13 protein-coding genes and 2 pseudogenes are annotated in these 17,164 nt (G+C 70.3%); 9 read left to right on the top strand and 6 right to left on the bottom strand.

All coding sequences use genetic code 11. The features are described 5' to 3' along the window. Positions 1-148: 148 nt before the first annotated feature. Positions 149-2,280: pseudogene (locus P0R32_RS16470) on the bottom strand (DUF7997 domain-containing protein). A 105-nt stretch (positions 2,281-2,385) separates the two neighbouring features. Between P0R32_RS16470 and P0R32_RS16465 the strand changes: the two are divergent. The 4 genes from P0R32_RS16465 to P0R32_RS16450 all read left to right on the top strand — a co-directional run bounded on the left by P0R32_RS16465 (position 2,386) and on the right by P0R32_RS16450 (position 7,557). Then, positions 2,386-4,773 (top strand): alpha-amylase family glycosyl hydrolase, encoded by a 2,388-nt coding sequence (locus P0R32_RS16465; RefSeq protein ID WP_276239538.1) that lies wholly within the window; start codon positions 2,386-2,388, stop codon positions 4,771-4,773. 83 nt (positions 4,774-4,856) lie between these two features. Continuing rightward, positions 4,857-5,480 carry a hypothetical protein gene (locus P0R32_RS16460; protein ID WP_276239537.1) on the top strand — a complete coding sequence of 208 codons (624 nt, stop codon included), beginning with the start codon at positions 4,857-4,859 and terminating at the stop codon, positions 5,478-5,480. Positions 5,481-5,580: 100 nt separating this feature from the next. Further along, entirely contained in the window at positions 5,581-6,672 is a 1,092-nt protein-coding gene (locus tag P0R32_RS16455; protein WP_276239646.1) for a TrmB family transcriptional regulator, read from the top strand. Between the two features lie 111 nt (positions 6,673-6,783). Beyond that, positions 6,784-7,557: an alpha/beta fold hydrolase gene (locus P0R32_RS16450; protein ID WP_276239536.1), complete on the top strand. Its 774-nt coding sequence runs from the start codon at positions 6,784-6,786 to the stop codon at positions 7,555-7,557. On the opposite strand, the gene P0R32_RS16445 is transcribed toward P0R32_RS16450, so the two are convergent. Then, the gene (locus tag P0R32_RS16445) at positions 7,505-9,103 is read right to left on the bottom strand and encodes an SLC13 family permease (protein ID WP_276239535.1); all 1,599 of its coding nucleotides are present in this window, start codon (positions 9,101-9,103) and stop codon (positions 7,505-7,507) included. The two genes, P0R32_RS16450 and P0R32_RS16445, sit on opposite strands and share 53 nt — an antisense overlap. A gap of 74 nt (positions 9,104-9,177) precedes the next feature. Between P0R32_RS16445 and P0R32_RS16440 the strand changes: the two genes are divergently transcribed. Further along, entirely contained in the window at positions 9,178-9,417 is a 240-nt protein-coding gene (locus P0R32_RS16440) for a hypothetical protein (protein WP_276239534.1), read from the top strand. Positions 9,418-9,449: 32 nt separating this feature from the next. Here P0R32_RS16440 and P0R32_RS16435 read toward each other — a convergent pair whose 3' ends face one another. Then, a complete protein-coding gene (locus P0R32_RS16435; RefSeq protein ID WP_276239533.1) occupies positions 9,450-9,983 on the bottom strand; it encodes a VIT1/CCC1 transporter family protein in 534 nt (177 codons plus the stop codon). Between the two features lie 148 nt (positions 9,984-10,131). Between P0R32_RS16435 and fdhF the strand changes: the two are divergent. Together fdhF and P0R32_RS16425 are read left to right on the top strand one after the other, a co-directional pair. Continuing rightward, positions 10,132-12,208 (top strand): annotated as a pseudogene (fdhF, locus tag P0R32_RS16430) (formate dehydrogenase subunit alpha). Between the two features lie 54 nt (positions 12,209-12,262). Continuing rightward, complete coding sequence (locus tag P0R32_RS16425) at positions 12,263-12,703, top strand: pyridoxamine 5'-phosphate oxidase family protein (protein ID WP_276239532.1); 441 nt, start codon at positions 12,263-12,265, stop codon at positions 12,701-12,703. Positions 12,704-12,789: 86 nt separating this feature from the next. On the opposite strand, the gene P0R32_RS16420 is transcribed toward P0R32_RS16425, so the two are convergent. Together P0R32_RS16420 and P0R32_RS16415 are read right to left on the bottom strand one after the other, a co-directional pair. Beyond that, entirely contained in the window at positions 12,790-13,086 is a 297-nt protein-coding gene (locus P0R32_RS16420; RefSeq protein WP_276239531.1) for a DUF7521 family protein, read from the bottom strand. After that, positions 13,083-13,469, bottom strand: a complete 387-nt coding sequence (locus P0R32_RS16415; RefSeq protein ID WP_276239530.1) for a winged helix-turn-helix domain-containing protein — start codon at positions 13,467-13,469, stop codon at positions 13,083-13,085. Before P0R32_RS16415 ends, P0R32_RS16420 begins: the two co-directional genes overlap by 4 nt. Before the next feature lie 120 nt (positions 13,470-13,589). On the opposite strand from P0R32_RS16415, the gene P0R32_RS16410 reads away from it, so the two are divergent. After that, positions 13,590-14,729, top strand: coding sequence for a multicopper oxidase domain-containing protein (locus P0R32_RS16410; protein WP_276239645.1), 1,140 nt, complete (start codon positions 13,590-13,592; stop codon positions 14,727-14,729). A 66-nt stretch (positions 14,730-14,795) separates the two neighbouring features. On the opposite strand, the gene P0R32_RS16405 is transcribed toward P0R32_RS16410, so the two are convergent. Further along, positions 14,796-15,221, bottom strand: coding sequence for an ester cyclase (locus P0R32_RS16405; RefSeq protein WP_276239529.1), 426 nt, complete (start codon positions 15,219-15,221; stop codon positions 14,796-14,798). 485 nt (positions 15,222-15,706) lie between these two features. Between P0R32_RS16405 and P0R32_RS16400 the strand changes: the two genes are divergently transcribed. Next, entirely contained in the window at positions 15,707-17,155 is a 1,449-nt protein-coding gene (locus P0R32_RS16400) for a PAS domain-containing sensor histidine kinase (RefSeq protein ID WP_276239528.1), read from the top strand. Positions 17,156-17,164: the final 9 nt, after the last annotated feature.

Raw genomic sequence — 17,164 nt, 5'->3', positions numbered from 1 at the left:
ATCCCCGCTCTCTGTCGCTCTCGAGCAGGTACCCGACGACGCCCGTCACGAACAGGAGCATCGCGGACGACCCCCTCTGCGTGATCCAGCGGCGGTGGAGAGAAACCGGGCCGACTCAGCGGCACGGAAGGGCCGCGGAAAGCCAGGCTCAGTCGTCGGCGCGTAGCCGTTCGGTCTGCTCGCTGGCGAGTGCGTCGTGGTCGTCGAGCAGCGCCGTCGTCGCCAGCCGGATGGCGTGGGGCCACCCCAGCGGCGTCGCGCTGTCGGCGGTGCCGTCGTCGAAGAACTGCTCCGGCTGGTAGCCGCCGGCCACCGTCAACGGGCCCTCGGGGCCTACTAGGTCGAGCAGGTCGCTTGCCCGGGCGGCGAACTCGTCGGCGCGCGCGTCGTCCTCGTCGGCCAACAGGGCCGCCAGTTCGCCGGCGGCGTTCGCCCCCCACGCCGTCGACACGGTCCAGATCTTCTCGTGACCCTGGCCGCGCTGGCGCCACGCGTCGCCCTCGTAGCGGACCAGCCCCTCGACGTCGCTGTCTGCGGGGTCGTGGTACAGGCCGTCGATCGTGGCGTCGAGGTGTTCGACGAGCCGATTTCGGCGCGTCTCGTCGATCTCGCCGATCGCGGCGTACGCCCGGTGGGCGTCCGCCAGCGCGAACGTCGCCGAGTCGAGGCGCGCGTCGAGCGAGCCGTCGCCGAGTTCGCTCACGGCGAACACGCCGCGGTCGGCGACCCAGAGGTCGTCGAGCGCGTCGTAGAGGAGCGCGGCCCGGTCGGTCGCCTCGACGGCGCGCTCGAACCGCTCGGGCCCGAGCGCGGCGATCGCGGAGAACGCGTCGAGGAACCGCGCGGCGGTGTGGGCGAAGCGCCCGACGCCGTCCTCCCACGCGTTCTGACAGGCGACCGGTCGCCCGTCGTCGGCGAGCGAGTCGACCATCCCGTCGAGCGCGTCGTCGAGCGCCGCCGTCACCTCGTCGACCATCGGGTCGTCGTCGTCGAGGCCGGCGAGGAACCGCGCGAGGAACGCCGCGACGCTGGCGGTCTGGTCGGCTTGGTACTCCACGTCTTCGAGCGCCTCCATCCGGGCGTTCGCCCACCCCGGCGCGAGCGCGCCGTTGCGGGGCCACACGCGGTGGGGCCACGTCCCGTCCGGGAGTTGTGTGTCGAGGTACGCGCGGGCACTGCGCCGGTGCCACTCCTCGATCCCGAGGTCGAAGCGCCCGTCGGCACCGAGCAGGAAGCCGGACACCTCTGCGTCGTCGCGGAACCACGTGTAGCCGTAGCCGCCGGAGTGGACGTAGTGGGGGTCGAAGTCCGGCCCGGCGATCCGCATCCCCGTCGGCGCCGACAGCAACGACAACACCCGCAGGTCGTCGACGGCGGCGGCCGCGCGGGCGACGCCGTCGGGGAGCGACACGGCGGCGTCGGTCGACTGGGCGAGGTCGACGAGCGAGTCGGCGGTGTCGACCACGGCGAACAGGTCGTCGAGTGCGGCCAGCGACGCCTCCCGGTCGGCGTCCTCGCGCTCGGACAGCAGGGTCGCGGCGGTCGCCACGCCGTCGACGGCCGGCACCGCAGCGACCACGTCGCCACCGAGGTGGTCCTCTTCGCGGCGGTCGCCCAGCGAGGTCGCGTCGGCCTCGTGTGGCTCCGGGGACAACACCGCCTCCGGTGCCGCCGGGAGGCCCCGCCGAGCACGTCAAGGCCGGCGTCGCCGGCGAGGAAGTCGCGCTCGCGGTCGTGGAACACTTCGACGGCGTCGTCGTGGTGGAGTTGGCCGACGCGGGCGTCGCGCCCCTCCGGTGCGAACGTACAGCCGACGAGGAGGGCGGCCCCCGCCTCGCTCGCCCGCGAGGGGTCGTCGAATGCAACACGCGTCACGTGAGCGGCGCCGGCGTCGGTGTCGACGGTCAGGTCGAACCGGGTGACGCCGCCGACGGGCGTCTCGAAGGTGGTCTCGACGAGCGCCGTCGCCCCGTGGTACGACTGCTCGCCAGCCTCGAAGCTGACCACGGCGGCGTCGTCGGCGGCGGGTCGAACCCCCTCGGCGTCCCAGTCAAGTTCCGCCGGCGGGTCGTCGAGGCGCAGCGCGACCCGCGAGTCAGCGACGCCGGAGAGGCCAGAGAGCGGGTAGCCGTAGTCTCGCACCGTCCCGTCCGGAGCGACGTGGACGAGTCGCCCCGCGGCCCCGGAGAAGAGTCCGGCGGTCGTCCGTCGCTCGCCGGGGAACCGGGTGGGGTGGTCCCGGTTGCGCTTGTGGTCGTCGAGTGCGTCACGCAGTCTCATGTTCGGTAGGGGTGGGGCACGAGGGATAATTCTTGTTGTAATCATATTTCACAGATTCAGACGGTTCCGGAACGCTCAAGCGTCGAGCGACCCGCGGAGTCGGGCATGAGCAGTCCGCCCGCGGACGTCGGCACGCGCGACGGCGACGCGCCGACGGCAGCCCCCCACGACCCCACGCACCACCCGGGCCCGCCACGCGCCACCAGCGTCGGCGAGACGGTCGAGTTGGCCCCGCGGAACCTCGACGCGGTCGTCGAGGTCGGCCCTGACGGCGCCCGGACCGACGCGGACGGCCACGACGAGTTCGAGTGGACCGTCGTCTCGGCACCCGACGGGAGCGGTGCCACACTCGGCGAGGGCACGGTCGTCCACCTCGCGCCGGACGTGCCCGGCACCTACCGCGTCGAACTCTCGGCGCCCGACGGCGTCCACGAGCAGACCGTCCGCGCGTACCCCGACGAACGGACGGAGACGACCCTGCACGTCGACAAGGAGGACTTCGACGCCCCGACGGAGTCGGTCGCGGCAGACCGCGTGTCGGTCGCCGGGACGTTCAACGACTGGAGCGTCGCCGCGGAGCGTCCCACCGACGCCGACGACCGCCTCTCCCATCGCACCCACCTCCCGCCGGGGAGCCACGTGTACTCGTTCGCCTTCGACGACTCCCTCGGGAACGGCGTCGGCGGCGAAGAGACGGTTTCGGGGCCGGGTCGCCCGCGCCTCCACCTCGACGCGACCGCGACCGACGAGGGCGTCGTGGTCACGGCGCACGCCGAGGCGGCCCCCGCCGGCCCCGACCCCGAGACGACGCCCGCGGGCGCCGACCCCGAGGTGGAATGGCTGTTCGACGGTCGCGACGACCTCTCGACAGAGACGGTCCACGTCGACGGCGAGACGCTCACGGTGCCTCGCGAGTCGCTCCCGGAGGCGGGCGTCGCGCGCGTCCACGCCGTCCCCGTCGCGGACCGCTACGGCGTGCTGGACACGGTCGAAATCGCGGTCGGCGACCGCGGTGTGGCCACGGACGAACCCGACGCGGGCGCAGCCACCGACGGCGACGCACCGGTCTCGATATTCCGCCCGAACGACCCGCCGGCGTGGGCCGAGTCGCCGACCATCTACGAGGTGTTCGTGCGCTCGTTCGCGGGCGAGACGCCCGACACGACGTTCCGAGAGATCGAGCGCCGACTCCCGTACGTTGAGTCGCTCGGCGTCGACGTGCTGTGGCTCACCCCCGTCCTCCAGAGTCCGACCACGCACGGCTACCACACCACGGACTTCTTCGACACGGCGACGGACCTCGGTACCCGCGCGGAGTTCGAGTCGCTCGTCGACGCCTGCCACGAGCGCGACATCCGCGTCGTGTTCGACCTGGTGATCAACCACACCTCCCGCGACCATCCGGCGTTCCAACAGCACGCCGCCGGCGTCGACGCCTTCGACGAGCAGTACCCCCGTCGTCCCGCCGAGGAGAACCCCTCGACCGTGGACTGGGCCGGCGAGGGCACGCCCGAGTTCCGCTTCAACTGGGAGCGCATCCCCGACCTGAACTACGACTCGCCGACGGTCCGCGCGTGGATGCTGTCAGTGATCGACGAGTGGGCCGCCGTGGTCGACGGCTTCCGCTGTGACGTGGCGTGGGGCGTCCCGCACGGCTTCTGGAAGGAGGCCGCCGAGCGCCTCCGCCGCCGTGACCCCGAGTTCCTCCTGCTCGACGAGACCATCCCGCGCGACCCGTTCATGCACGAGGCGGAGTTCGACATGCACTACGACACGACGCTGTACGAGACGCTCCGTCGGATCGGCACTGGCGCCGCGGACGCCGACTCGATCCACGACGCCCTCGACGCCACCGCAGTGCAGGGGTTCCCGCGCTCTGCGGTCCAGATGCGCTACGTCGAGAACCACGACGAAGAGCGCTACCGGACCGAGTGCGGCCTCGACGCGCTCCGGGCGGCCGCCGCCGCGACGTTCACTCTCCCGGGCGCCCCGATGGTGTACTACGGCCAAGAACGCGGCATGACCGAGTACCGCGGCGAGATGGCCTGGTACGACGGCGACGCCGACCTCACCGACTTCCACCGGCGACTCGCCGCCGCGCGCGACGAGCACGACGCCCTCCGCGACGGCACGGTCGAACAGATCGAGTACACGGTCGTGGGAGCCGCCGACGAAGCCAACGTGGACGACGGCGGCCCGGGGAGCGGCGGCGACATCGGCATCGTCGGCGGGACCGACGACGCCGTCGGCGACGACGCCGGTACGAGCGGCGCACGCGGCGTGACAGCGTACGTCCGCGACGACGGCGAAGACCGCCTCGCGGTCGTGCTCAACTTCGGCGACGACCCCCAGTCGGTCACGCTCGCCGAGTCAGTGCTCCCGACCGACCTGCTCTCCGGCGCCGACGTGGCCGCCGCCGACGGGGTGCGGGCAGACGGTGGCACCGTCGACGCGGTCCGCGTCGCCGACGCGGTCGTCTGCCGGATCGAGTGAGGGCACCACCACGACTCACGATCCACGACCAGTACCGCCCGTCGACCGAACCCGCTTTGCATCCCCGCCCGGAAGCGACGCCCATGCACGACGCGGACGACGAACGGGCCGTCGGCGAGGTCGTCGAGTACTGCCGCACGCAGGCGGGCCTGCTCGCGGGCCGCGTGGAGACGATGGCCGCCGAGGCGGAGACGCTCATCGAAGAGATCGACGAGGGCGTCGCCGACCTCCGGGCGTCGCTGGCCGAACGAGAGACGGAACTCGACGCCGACAGTTCGACCGAAGCCGCCGACTCGCCCGACGGCGACACCCCGCAGGACGGCGACGATAGCACCGACGAGGACGTGAGCGACCTCGCGGCCGCCGAGTCGGACCTCCAGCGCAAGCAGGCGACCGTCGAGGCGACCGAGACGCGGATGCGACTGTTCCAAGAGTTGGCGAGCGACTACCTCGACTTGGCCGACGACCTCCTCGCCGAACACGACGCCGGCGACCTCGACGCCGACGACGCCGTCCGCCGGGTCGTCTCCTTCGAGGCCGAACGCGACGCCCCCGCGTACTTCGAGGAGCGAGAGACGCTCGTGGAGGTGGCGCGACGTGGGTCGGCCGACGCGGACGCCGACACTGACGGCGACACCGACACCGACACCGACGCAGATGCTGATGGCGCCGGGAACGGGGACGAAGACGAGACCACCGACGAGTAGGACACCGACCCGTTCGCCCGCGACCGGGAGCTATACGGTGCCACGGGCGACTGTGTGAGACATGACCACGGACCCCACCGATCTCCCCGACGGCGCCGACGTGGACGAGGTGGACGTCGATCGGCTGTTGAAGCGGTTCGGCCTGTCGGACAAGGAGGTCGACACGTACCTCACCCTCCTGGAACACGGCGAGGCGAAGGCCAGCACCGTCGCGGAGGCCGCGGGCGTCTCGAAGCGGTACGTGTACAGCGCCAGCGAGGAGTTGGAGGCGCGGGGGTTCGTCACCGTCAACGACCACGTCACGCCGACGACGATCCGGGCGAACCCACCCGAGGAGGTCGTCGACCGACTCGCTAGCGACGCCCGGTCGATGCGCCCGGCGCTGGAGGCGCGCTTCTCACGGACGGAGACGACGGAGGAGCCGTTCGAGGTCGTCAAGTCCCGCGTGACGGTCGTCAAGCGGATCCGCCGAGCGATCGCCGAGGCGACCGAGGAGGTGACGCTGTCGTTCCCGTTGGACCGCCTCGACGAGGTCGCCGACGACCTGCGCGCGGCAGTCGACCGAGGCGTCCTCGTCTTGCTCCTCGTCACCGGTGTCCGCGAGGGCGACCTCGACGACTCGCTCGACCTGTCGAGTGTCGCGACGGCGGCGCGCGTGTGGGGCCAGCCGATGCCGTCGATGCTCACCGTCGACGGACGAACCGGGGTCGTCGCGCCCGCCGAGATGGTCGCGCGCTCGAACAGCGGGAAGCAGGCGATCGTGTTCAGCCAACAGCAACTCGGCCCCGTCATCGTCGGGTCGTTCCTCGGCAACTACTGGCCCGCGGCCGTCGAGGCCGCCGTCGCCGACCCTGCCGCGCTCCCCGCCGGGTACACGAACTTCCGGCAGGCCGTCATGCAGGCGGAACTTCACCGCCGCGCCAACGAGGGCGTCGGCGCGCGTGTCATCGGTCGGCTGACAGGCACCGGAGAGGCGGTCGAGATAACCGGCGAGGTGGTCGAGGTGAGTCAGGGACTCGTCGCGCCCGCGAACAACGAGTTCCCGGTCCAGCACTCGCTCACGCTCGCCGTCGTCGACGACCGCGTCACCGTCGGCGGTCCCGGGGCGTTCGTCGAGGACGTGGAGGCCGACCGAGTGGAGTTGACACCGCTCGACGCCCGGGACGACCCCGCCGACCGCGTGGATGCCTGAGCGCGCTCGTCTCGGAGACCTGCTTCGCCGCAACGCCGAACGGGTCGCCTTGTGGCTGCTGGTGGCGCTCCTCGTCGTCGCCGCGCCGCTCGGGTACTACCTGCGACGCCGTTGGGGCCGACCGAGGGCTCCGTCGACGCCGTCCGCGCGGACGACCGCGTCGAGGTGACCCACCGCGACGGCGTGTACGCGCTGGAACCCGCGGACGGCGAGGCGACGACCGCGCTCGTGTTCTACCCCGGTGGCCACGTGACCGCCGACGCGTACCTCGAATCGCTGGCGCCGCTGGCCGCTCGAGCGAACGTCGCGGTGTACGTCCCCGAGATGCCGCTCCAGTTCGCAGTGCTCGACCCCGCCGCCGCCGACCAGGTGATCGACGCGCACCCCGACGTCGACCGGTGGCTCGTCGGCGGGCACTCGCTCGGCGGAGCGATGGCCTGCCGGTACGCGAGTGGCCACCCGGAGCGCGTCGACGGCCTGGTGCTGCTGGCCGCCTACTGCGAAGCCGACCGCTCGCCGACCGTCCCGACGCTGAGCGTCACCGGGAGCGCCGACATCGTGCTCGACCGCGACACCTATCGGAGTCGGCTCGCGGTCCTTCCGCCTGACGCGACGGTCGTCGAACTCGACGGCGTGAACCACTCCCAGTTCGGCGCGTACACCGGCCAGCGGGGCGACGCCCCCTCCTCCATCGACTACGCGACCGCACACGACCGCCTCGCCGACGTAGTCGTCCCGTGGGTGGCGGCGCTCGCCGACGGAAACACGACTGCCGACACGACTGCGTCGGCGTTCGCGCACGCCGACGTGGTCCCGACCTCCCACGCGCCGGTCAGGCAACGAGCGGCCACACCACCGCGAACAGGCCGAGCAGCACCGCGGTGACGACGACCGCCAGCGCCACGTCGAGCACGCTCCCCGCCCGCAGCATCTGTTCGCGACCGACGTGGCCGGTGCCGAAGGCGATGGCGTTCGGCGGCGTCGCGACCGGAAGCGCGAACCCGAAGCTGGCGGCGACGGCGCCGGTGACCGCCAACAGCACCGCCGCGGTGTCGCCGGTCGTTCCCAGCGCGTCGGCGTAGCGCGGCCCGACGTCGATCAACAGCGGCGCCAACACCGCCGCCATCGCGGTGTTTGACGCGAGTTCGCCGGCCAGAATCGTCGTCACCACGATGACGAACACGAGGACGACGATCGGCACCCCGACGAGCGGCCCCAGCACCGTGTCGGCCAGCCACGCGACGGCGTCGGTCGTCGCGAGCGCGTCCGCCAGCGAGAGGCCGCCGCCCAACAGCAGGAGCGTCCCCCAGTCGATCCCGGTCACGTCGTCCCAGTCGATGCCGCCCGCGAGGAACAGCGCCGGGATCGCCGCCAGGCCGACGACGACGAAGTAGAGAACCCCCTGGTGGCCCACGCCGAAGACGCTCGGTCCCTCGCCGCCGAACAGCGTCGTGTACACCGTCGGCGCGAGCAGCGACTCGAACAGGAAGTCGAACCCACCGAGGAGCCACAGCCCAGCGGTCGCCCCGACGATCGCGACGACGCGTCGCCCCACGGGCGTCACCGGCCCCAACGACTGGAGCGCCGTGCGGGCGTGTTCACGGGCGTTCGACACGTCAGCGACCTCCGGGGGGTACAGCCGAACCGCGAGCAGGTACCACGCGACCGGGAGGCTCACTGCGACGACCGGCAGGCCGATAAGGAGCCACTCCGCGAAGCTGATCTCGTACCCCAGCCGCGCCGACAACTGGGAGACGACGATGGCGTTGGGCGGTGTCCCGATGATGGTGCCGACGCCACCGATGCTGGCGGCGTAGGCGGTGCCCAGTAGTGCCGCCGTCTCCATGTTCGTCGGCTCGTCGGTCCGCCCGTCTGGGTCGGTGTCGACGCCGACCGCGGACCCGGCGCCGTCAGTTGCGACCGACGCTGGCTCGCTCCCGGCGGGCGCCGCTCCGGTCGCGCTTCGAGCAACACCGAGCGCGACTGGGATCATCATCGCGGTCGTCGCGGTGTTGGAGATGAGCATCGACAGGACGGCGGTCGCGACCATCAGTGCCAACACCAGCCGCCGCGGCGAGGTGCCGACCCGGGCGACGAGACGGTAGGCGATCCGTCGGTCGATACCGTGATTCGACAGTGCAGCCGCGAGCACGAAGCCCGCCAGCAACAGGAACACGACCGGGTCGGCGAACGGCGCGAGCGCTCCGCCCAGCGTCGGCGACACCCCGAACACCGTCAGGAGGACGGGCACGCACAGCGCCGTCACCGGGAGCGGAAGCGCCTCCGTCACCCACAACACGGCGGCGAACAGCGCCGTCGCGACCGCGTAGTGCCCCGTCGGCGACAGCGTTGCGAACGGCGTCGAGACGGCGACCGCGACCGACAGCGCCAACGCGCCGAGCACGGTTCCCACACGCCGCAGTTCACTCATACACGCCCTCGGCGGTCGGTCGCGTCACGCGCGCGACCGATATCCTTGTGTCTCGGTACCACGTCTAGTGAGACATGGTGTTCAAAACGCTGCTGCTGGCAATTGGTCTGTGGGAGGCGCTCAAACCCCGCGAGATGGTCGACTTCTGGATGCGGGTCGCCGCGAAGGGCGACCAGGACGTGGAGCTTCGCCCGTGGGTGTACAGCGTCGCGCGCCTGGAAGGGATCGTGATCGTCCTCTGGTCGCTGTCGCGGCTGCTCCGGCGCTCGGACGACGACGCCGTCGAGGTTGTCGAGGTCGTCGAGAGCGCCTGAGCCACCGGCCAGCGTCTCTCCTCGGTAGCCGCTCACGCGAGTCCACCGAGGAGGACGCCGACCGTGTAGGCGACGGCAGCGGCAGTCATGCCGATGGCGAACATCTCACCGCCGGCGAGGTACCACGTGCGGTTCGTGACGAGGCTCCTGCTCGCCCCGACGGCGAAGAACGCGACGCCGGTGACGACGACCGCCGCCTCGAACAGCGGTTCGATGACGAACACGTACGGGAGCAGCGGCATCCACCCCGCTATCACGAACGCGAGGAACGTCGCCAGCGCGGTCCTGGCCGGGGACTTGCCGTCGTCGTGGGCCGGGCGCCCGTCGGCCTCGCGGTAGTCGATCTCGGTGCGCCTGCTCAGGTAGTTGCTCATCCCCATCGAGAACCCGTCGGCGAGCAGGTTCGCGACCCCGAGGATCAACACGATCGACGGCGCAAGCGCCGCCCCGGCGACGCCGGCGACGACCGCGAACGTCGTCACGATGCCGTCGTTTGCGCCGTAGATGTACTCTGCGAGGTACGTCCCCGCGTCCGTCCGCTCGTCGCCGAGGAGTCGCTCGATCATCGATGGGGTCCGTTTCGTCGGGCGGTTGATATTCGTACCGCCGCCCGCACGCGGACACCTCTGCCGGTCCCGTCGCGAGTCGGTCGGTTCGTCCCACGGGTGTAGAACGGGACCAAACAGATAGCACCCCAGCCGTCGAACGCCGACCATGAGCGACTCCGACGACCGCGAGTTCACCCCTGCAGAGAGTGTCTGCCCGTTCTGCGGCGTCGGCTGCGGCATCCGGTACGACCCGGACAGCGGCGGCGCCCGCGGGTGGCGCGGTCCGGTCAACACCAAGGGCGAGGTGTGCCCGAAGGGGGTCGCCGCGTGGGACGTCGTCGACCACCCCGACCGCCTGACGGCGCCGCTCGTCCGCGAGGACGGCGACCTCGTCGAGACGACGTGGGACGACGCACTCGACCGGGTCGAGTCGGCGTTCGGGTCCGTCGTCGCCGAGCACGGGCCCGACGCGGTGAGCGTCTTCGCCTCCTCGAACTGCACGAACGAGGAAAACTACGTCCTCCAGAAGTGCGCCCGCCTGCTCGGGACGAACAACGTCGACAACTGCGCGCGACTGTGCCACTCCTCGACGGTCGCGGCGATGCGCGACCGCTTCGGCGCCGGCGCGGCGACGAACTCGCTGGACGACCTGCGCGAGGCCGACGCGCTCCTCGTCGTGGGGGCGAACCCCGCCGAGAACCACCCCGTGATCTTCCGGTCGTACATCCTCCCGGCGCTGCGCGCGGGCGCGACGATGATCCACGTCGACCCGCGTGAGACGGCGACGACCGCGGGGGCGGACGTGCACCTCCAAGTCCGCCCGGGATACGACATCTCGCTGTTGAACGCGCTGGCGGCGGTCGTCGTCGGCGACGGTCTCGTCGACGAGGCGTTCTGCGCCGACCGGGTCGACGGGCTGGCTGCGTTCGAACGGTTCGCGGCGGGTCTCGACGTCGACGAAGAGGCCGCCCGCGCGGGCGTCGACACCGCAGACATCCGGGCGGCCGCCCACGCGTACGCCACCGCAGACCGGGCGGCCATCGTCACCGGCATGGGGGTGAGCCAGCACCACTACGGCACCGCCACCGTCCACGCGCTGCTCAACCTCGCGCTGTTGACGGGCAACGTCGGGCGGCGCGGCACCGGCGTCAACCCCCTCCGCGGCCAGAACAACGTCCAGGGCGCCAGCGACGTGGGGGCGCTCCCGGACCGGCTTCGGGGGCCGACCCGTCACCGACCCCGACGCCCGCGCGGCCGTCGCCGACGTGTGGGGTGTCGCCCCCGACGACCTCCCCGCAGACCCCGGCCTCACCGAGGTCGAGGCGACGCACGCGTTCGGTGACGACGTGCGTGCGGCGTTCGTCCTCGGGGAGAACCCCGCGGTGACGGAGCCGAACGCCGGCCGGGTCGCCGACGCGCTCGACGCGCTGGAGTGTCTCGTCGTGCAGGACCTGTTCCGGACGGAGACTGCCGACCACGCCGACGTGGTGCTCCCGGGGAGCGCGTGGGCCGAACGCGGCGGCACCGTCACCAACACCGACCGGCAGGTGATCCGGATGCGCCCCAACGCCGCCCCGCCCGCCGACGCCCGCCGCGACCTCGACGTGCTGTGCGACCTCGGCGCACGCCTCACGGGCCGTCCCGAGGCGTTCGACTACGACGGTCCCGAAGCCGTCTTCGAGGAACTGACCGCCGCGACGCCGCCGTACGCCGGCATGAGCTACGCGGGGATCGACACCGGCAGCCAGCGCTGGCCGTTCCCGGCGGGCGCCGACGAGGGGACGGCGGTGCTCCACCGAACGACGTTCGCGAACGGGAACCGGCGCACTCCCCTCCGGGTCGTCGACCACGTCGATCCCGCTGACGCCGTCGGCGACGACGACCTCGTGTTGACCACGGGCCGGGTTATCGAGCACTTCAACAGCGGCGCGCTCACCCGGCGCTCCGACCGACTCGTTCGGATGCGCGGCGACGAGACGCTCCAGATCCATCCAGACGACGCCGAGGTGCTGGGAGTCGCCGACGGAGACCAGGTCCGGATCGAGAACGACCGCGGGCGGACGACCGCCGTCGCCGAGGTGACGCCGGCAGTCCGCCCCGGCACCGTGTTCGCGACGTTCCACACGCTGGCGCCGCTGGCGAATGCGCTCACGGGCGACACGCTCGACCCGGTGGCTAAGATCCCCGAGTACAAGCACTCGGCAGTCAGGGTGCGAGTCGTCACCACCGATGGGGCCGAGTGAACCGGACGCAGCATACCGTTTGATGGCGGCCGACCCCGTACCCGACAAGTGAACATGGACGTGACCGACCGCGTGTACACGGCGGGGATGACCGACGACGAGGTCGACGAGCGGCTGAGAACGTCCGAGACGGGCGTGTTGGCCCTCGCACGTGACGACGACGCCTACGCGATCCCGTTGGCGTACCACTACGACGGCGACGCGATCCGGTTCCGGCTCTCGGACGACGGCCACAGCCGCAAACTCGCGTTCCTCGAGACCACCGGCGAAGCGTCGTTCGTCGTGTACGGCTACGACGGGCCGCGCGACTCGTGGAGCGTCCTCGTCGCGGGGTCGGTCCGAGAGCTGTCACCAGACGAGGCCGACGTGACGGCCGCCGAGGTCGACGAGCGGTACGCGCCGCTGCGCGTGTTCGACGAGGCGACCGAGGAGACGACGTTACGGACGTACGAACTCCAGATCGAAGCGGTGACGGGGCGACGGACGGCCGAGTGAGCGGTGGTACCGTCGAGCAGAAGCACGGCGCGGTCGGTTCAGTGAGGTAGCGTCCCAGCGGTGCGCGCTGGGGGGCCGGTGCGGGCTCAGTCTCGGTACAGCGAGTAGGTGATGACGCCGAACCCGATCATCGTGAGCACGCTCTGTGCGAGGACGCCGTACAGGATCGTCTGTGTGCCCAACACGGAGATGATGTCGCCGACGAGGTCGATCCCACCTCCGAGCACCGACCCGACGGTGACGATGCCGAAGCCGAGCGCGAGCGCACGGAGTTCGGCGGCGTTCGTCCGCTGGTAGGCGGTCCACGAGAGGTACGTGATCACCGCACCGAAGACGAACGTGAGGGTCTTCGTCGCGGCGATGGCGACCGTGAGGTGGCTCACTGGTCGGCCCCCTTGCGAACTTCGCTCCACATACTCGCGAGTCGGTCGGCGGCGTCGTCGGCTGGCCGTTCGATCGAGACACCGAGGTTGCGGTCCTCGGCCAGCGAGACGATGACCTCCTCGAAGTCGGTCCGATACCGGGTCGCGTGGTGGCCGTCCTGTCGGACCTCCACACCCTCCGCGAGCAACTGTGCTTCCGAGAGCAGATCGAGCTTCCGATAGGCCGTCGAGGCGGGGATGTCACACTCTTCGGACACCTCCCCGGCGGTCAACGGCTCGTCGAGTCGACGGATGATCGTTCGACAGTCCTCGTCGTCGAGGGCGTCGAGTACCGGCTGGAGGTGCGGCCCCGGGTCACTCCCCGGCCGGAAGTCGCGAACCATACCCCCGGCTAATCGGCTGACTCTCTTAGCTTCGGCGGTTCCGTCCCCGGGTCCCAGTGGTTGGGAGTCAGGTTCACCCCCTAATCCGTCCCCAGCAGTACGGGACGGTGTATGCCAGAGATGGGTGCTCCCGGCTCCGGGATGAGTCGGCGCGAGTTCTTGGCTGCGACTGGTGCGACGAGTGCCGCGGCGATGGCGGGCTGTCAGGCCCCCGTCGCCGAGGACACGGCCCCAGCGACCGGTGGTGGGACGGCAACCGCCGCGAGCCAGGAGTCGCTGCCGACGACGTCTCCGCCGGAGGTCGTGGACGTCGACGAACAGGGCGGGACGGTCACGATGAAGACCCAACCGGCACGCCACGACGTCCATCCGCTCGACACGATGGGTGGCCCGATCGAACTCCCGCGCGTGTGGGCGTTCCAGGCGGACGACCGCGACCCGTCGGTCCCCGGACCGATCCTCCGGACGACCGAGGGCAACGACATCACCGTCGTCCTCGACAACACCGACGGCAAGCGGCCCCACACGCTCCACTTCCACGGCGTCGAGAAGACGTGGGAGAACGACGGCGTCCCAACGACCACGGGGATCACCGTGCCCGCGGGCGAGAAACACGAGTACGACATCCCGGCGAACGTGCCCGGGACGCACGTGTACCACTGCCACTACCAGACGCCGCGCCACCTCGACATGGGGATGTTCGGCTTCTTCCGCGTCGACCCGGAGGGGTACGAGCGGGCCGACAAGGAGTACTTCATGTCGGTGAAGGAGTGGGACTCGGACCTCAACCGGATGATGGCCGGGGAAGACGCCACCTACTCGCCACGCCAGCGCAACCCCGACGTGTTCACGGTCAACGGGAAGTCGGCGCCGCGGACGCTCCACCCCGAGGACGGGTCGCCGATGATCGTCTCGCAGGGCGACACCGTGCGCGTCCACTACCTCAACGGCGGCTACATGAGCCACCCGATGCACATCCACAACCACCGCTTCCAACTGGTGGAGAAGGACGGGGGAACCATCCCGGAGGCCGCCCGCCACGAGATGGACGTCACGAATATCGCGCCCGCCGAGCGGCACACGATCGAGTTCACCGCGGACGCCGATCCCGGCATCTACCTGATGCACTGTCACAAGGTGAACCACGTGATGAACGGTACCAGCTACCCGGGTGGGATGCTCTCGGGCATCGTGTACGAGGAGGCGATGGACACCGACATCTTCGCCTCGCTCATGGAGTACGCTGGCTACGAGGGGTGACGGTCGCTCGATAAGCGGTCGGGAACCGGCGCCCGCCCGCTGGTGTCACATCGTCGAACGCGACCCTCAGGCGGTGGGCGACTCGACGACTCCCAGTTGTTGGAACATCCCGAGCGTGTCGGGTTGGACCCACCGCTCGGCGATCTTCCCGTCTTCGATCCGGGTGAACAGCATATTCTGCACTTCGAACGACCGGCCGGTCGGTTCGATCCCCATGAACTCACCCTCGTGAGTCCCTCTGAGTGTCACGCGCATCGCGACCATGTCGCCCTCGGCGATCACGTCCTCGACGGTGGCCTCGAAGTCGGGGAACGCGGTGAGGATCTCGTCCATGCCCGCTCTGTCTTCGGCTCGACCGTGTGACTCGCGGCCGAACGGACCGTGTTCGACGTAGTCCTCGGTGAGTAGTTCGTCGATGAGGTCGAGGTTCCGCTCGGTCGCGACCTCCTCCGGGTATCGACGCGCGATCCGCTTTGCCTCCGCTGTAGCCATTGTTGACGACATGTGATGCTCCGCTCGGACGGCACGCCTCGGCGTCGGTCCCGATTCGACCGCTGTACCGCCGACCGCAGTGCGTGTCTGTCCTGCAGGTGTACGCACGAACTGTGGTGAGTTAGCAATTAGCACATTACTCGGCCCGTTACGTCCCGGTAGGACCCGGTTCGTCACGGCACGAGCACGACGACCTGCATACACCTTAGGTAACTCCTTCACCTATTGTGCACGTGGGGCCTCAGGTAGCTCTCGGTGTCTCCGGTGGTCCAGCGACGAGTCGGACGTGACCACGGAGAGGCGCACAGCTGGCTGAATGGGTAGTTCGAAGACCGGTTCGCTTGCTACGACACCGATCGCATTGCCTCCCGGTGATTCTTTCATGTTGTTCCATTGAGATAACTGCGCGCCGTCGGGCGATCACGGTTACCAACATTGAGATCAGAGTCGGCGGACTTTTGACCCCGACTATGCGACGGTCCAACATGGCAGAGCCGTCCGCACACGAATTACTCCTCGACAACACCTGTGACAAGGTCGCTGTCGTGGACGCGGACGGGACGTTCGAGTACGTGAACGCCGCAGCGCGTCGGATCCTCGGGTACGACCCCGACGACCTGGTCGGCGAATCGGTGTTCGACTACATCCACCCCGACGACGCCGACCGCATCGAGGAGTCGTTCCTCGCGACCGTCCAGTCTGACACCACGGTTGCGACGACCGAGACGTACCGACACCGGACGGCCGACGGCTCATGGGTGTGGTTCGAGAGTCGGTTATCCACGCTCGGCGCCAAGGAACTCGACGGGTTCGTCGTCAGTTCCCGGAACGTGTCCGACCGGGTGGCCGCCGAACGCCGCGCGGCGCGACTCGACTCCATCGCCGCCGTCTCCGACGACGCGCTGTGGCTGTTTACCGCCGACTGGTCGTCGCTGCTGTACGTCAACGACGCCGTCGAGGACATCTACGGCATCGCTCCCGATGCGCTGTTCGACGATCCCATCGCGTTCCTCAAGGCGGTCCACCCGGACGATACCGAGCGAGTGGTGACCGCGATGGATCGCCTGTGGGCGGGTGATCCGGTCGACATCGAGTACCGCGTGAACCCGACCGAAGAGTTCGACCGGTGGGTGTGGGTGAAGGCGACGCCGGTGATCGACGACGGGGAGGTGGTTTGCATCGCCGGGTTTAGCCGGGATGTCACCGACCGCCACCGACGCGAGCACCACCTCATCGTCGTCGACAACCTGCTGCGCCACAACGTGCGGAACTCGCTGAACGTCGTCCTCGGCGCGACCGAACGGATCGAGACCATCGCGCCGGAGGCCGCAGACGCGGTCGAGACCATCCGCAGGGCCGCGGAGGGCCTCTTGGAGAGCGCGGAGAAGGAGCGACGCATCATCGAGACCCTGACCACGCCGGGGGCGTGTCTCCCCGTCCGTCTCGGGACGCAACTGTCGCGGGCGGTCGACGACGTTGAGGGCGCACACCCGGCGGCGACCGTCGAGACCGACGTCCGCCTCCCGAGTGGGTTCGGGGCAGCCCCGTCGCTGGTCGGAACGGCGGTCTCAGAACTCCTCGAAAACGCCATCGTCCACGCCGAAGGCGACGACCCGACGGTAGAACTGCGGGTACGGCGCTACGGCGACGAGCTTCGCATCGAGGTTCGCGACGAGGCGCCGCCGCTCCCGTCGGCCGAGGCGGACGTGCTCCGCGGCCAAGCCCACGCACACGACCCTGTCTACCACAACGGCGGTCTCGGACTGTGGCTGGTCTACTGGTGTGTCGAACTGTCTGGCGGGTCGCTCGCCATCGAACAGTCCGTGGATGGAGGCAACCAGATCACGATGCACCTGCCCTCCGGGGCCACCTCCGGTGCCGACGCTCACGACGGCGGGACCACCGCCGGCACCCAGGGCTCACACTCGCGGTGAAGGGCCGAC

Origin of the sequence: Halobaculum marinum (assembly GCF_029338555.1) — an archaeon.
In the GTDB taxonomy this organism is placed as follows: domain Archaea; phylum Halobacteriota; class Halobacteria; order Halobacteriales; family Haloferacaceae; genus Halobaculum; species Halobaculum marinum.
Note: the sequence above shows the minus strand (reverse complement) of the source record. Positions and strands in the feature narration are given on the sequence as shown.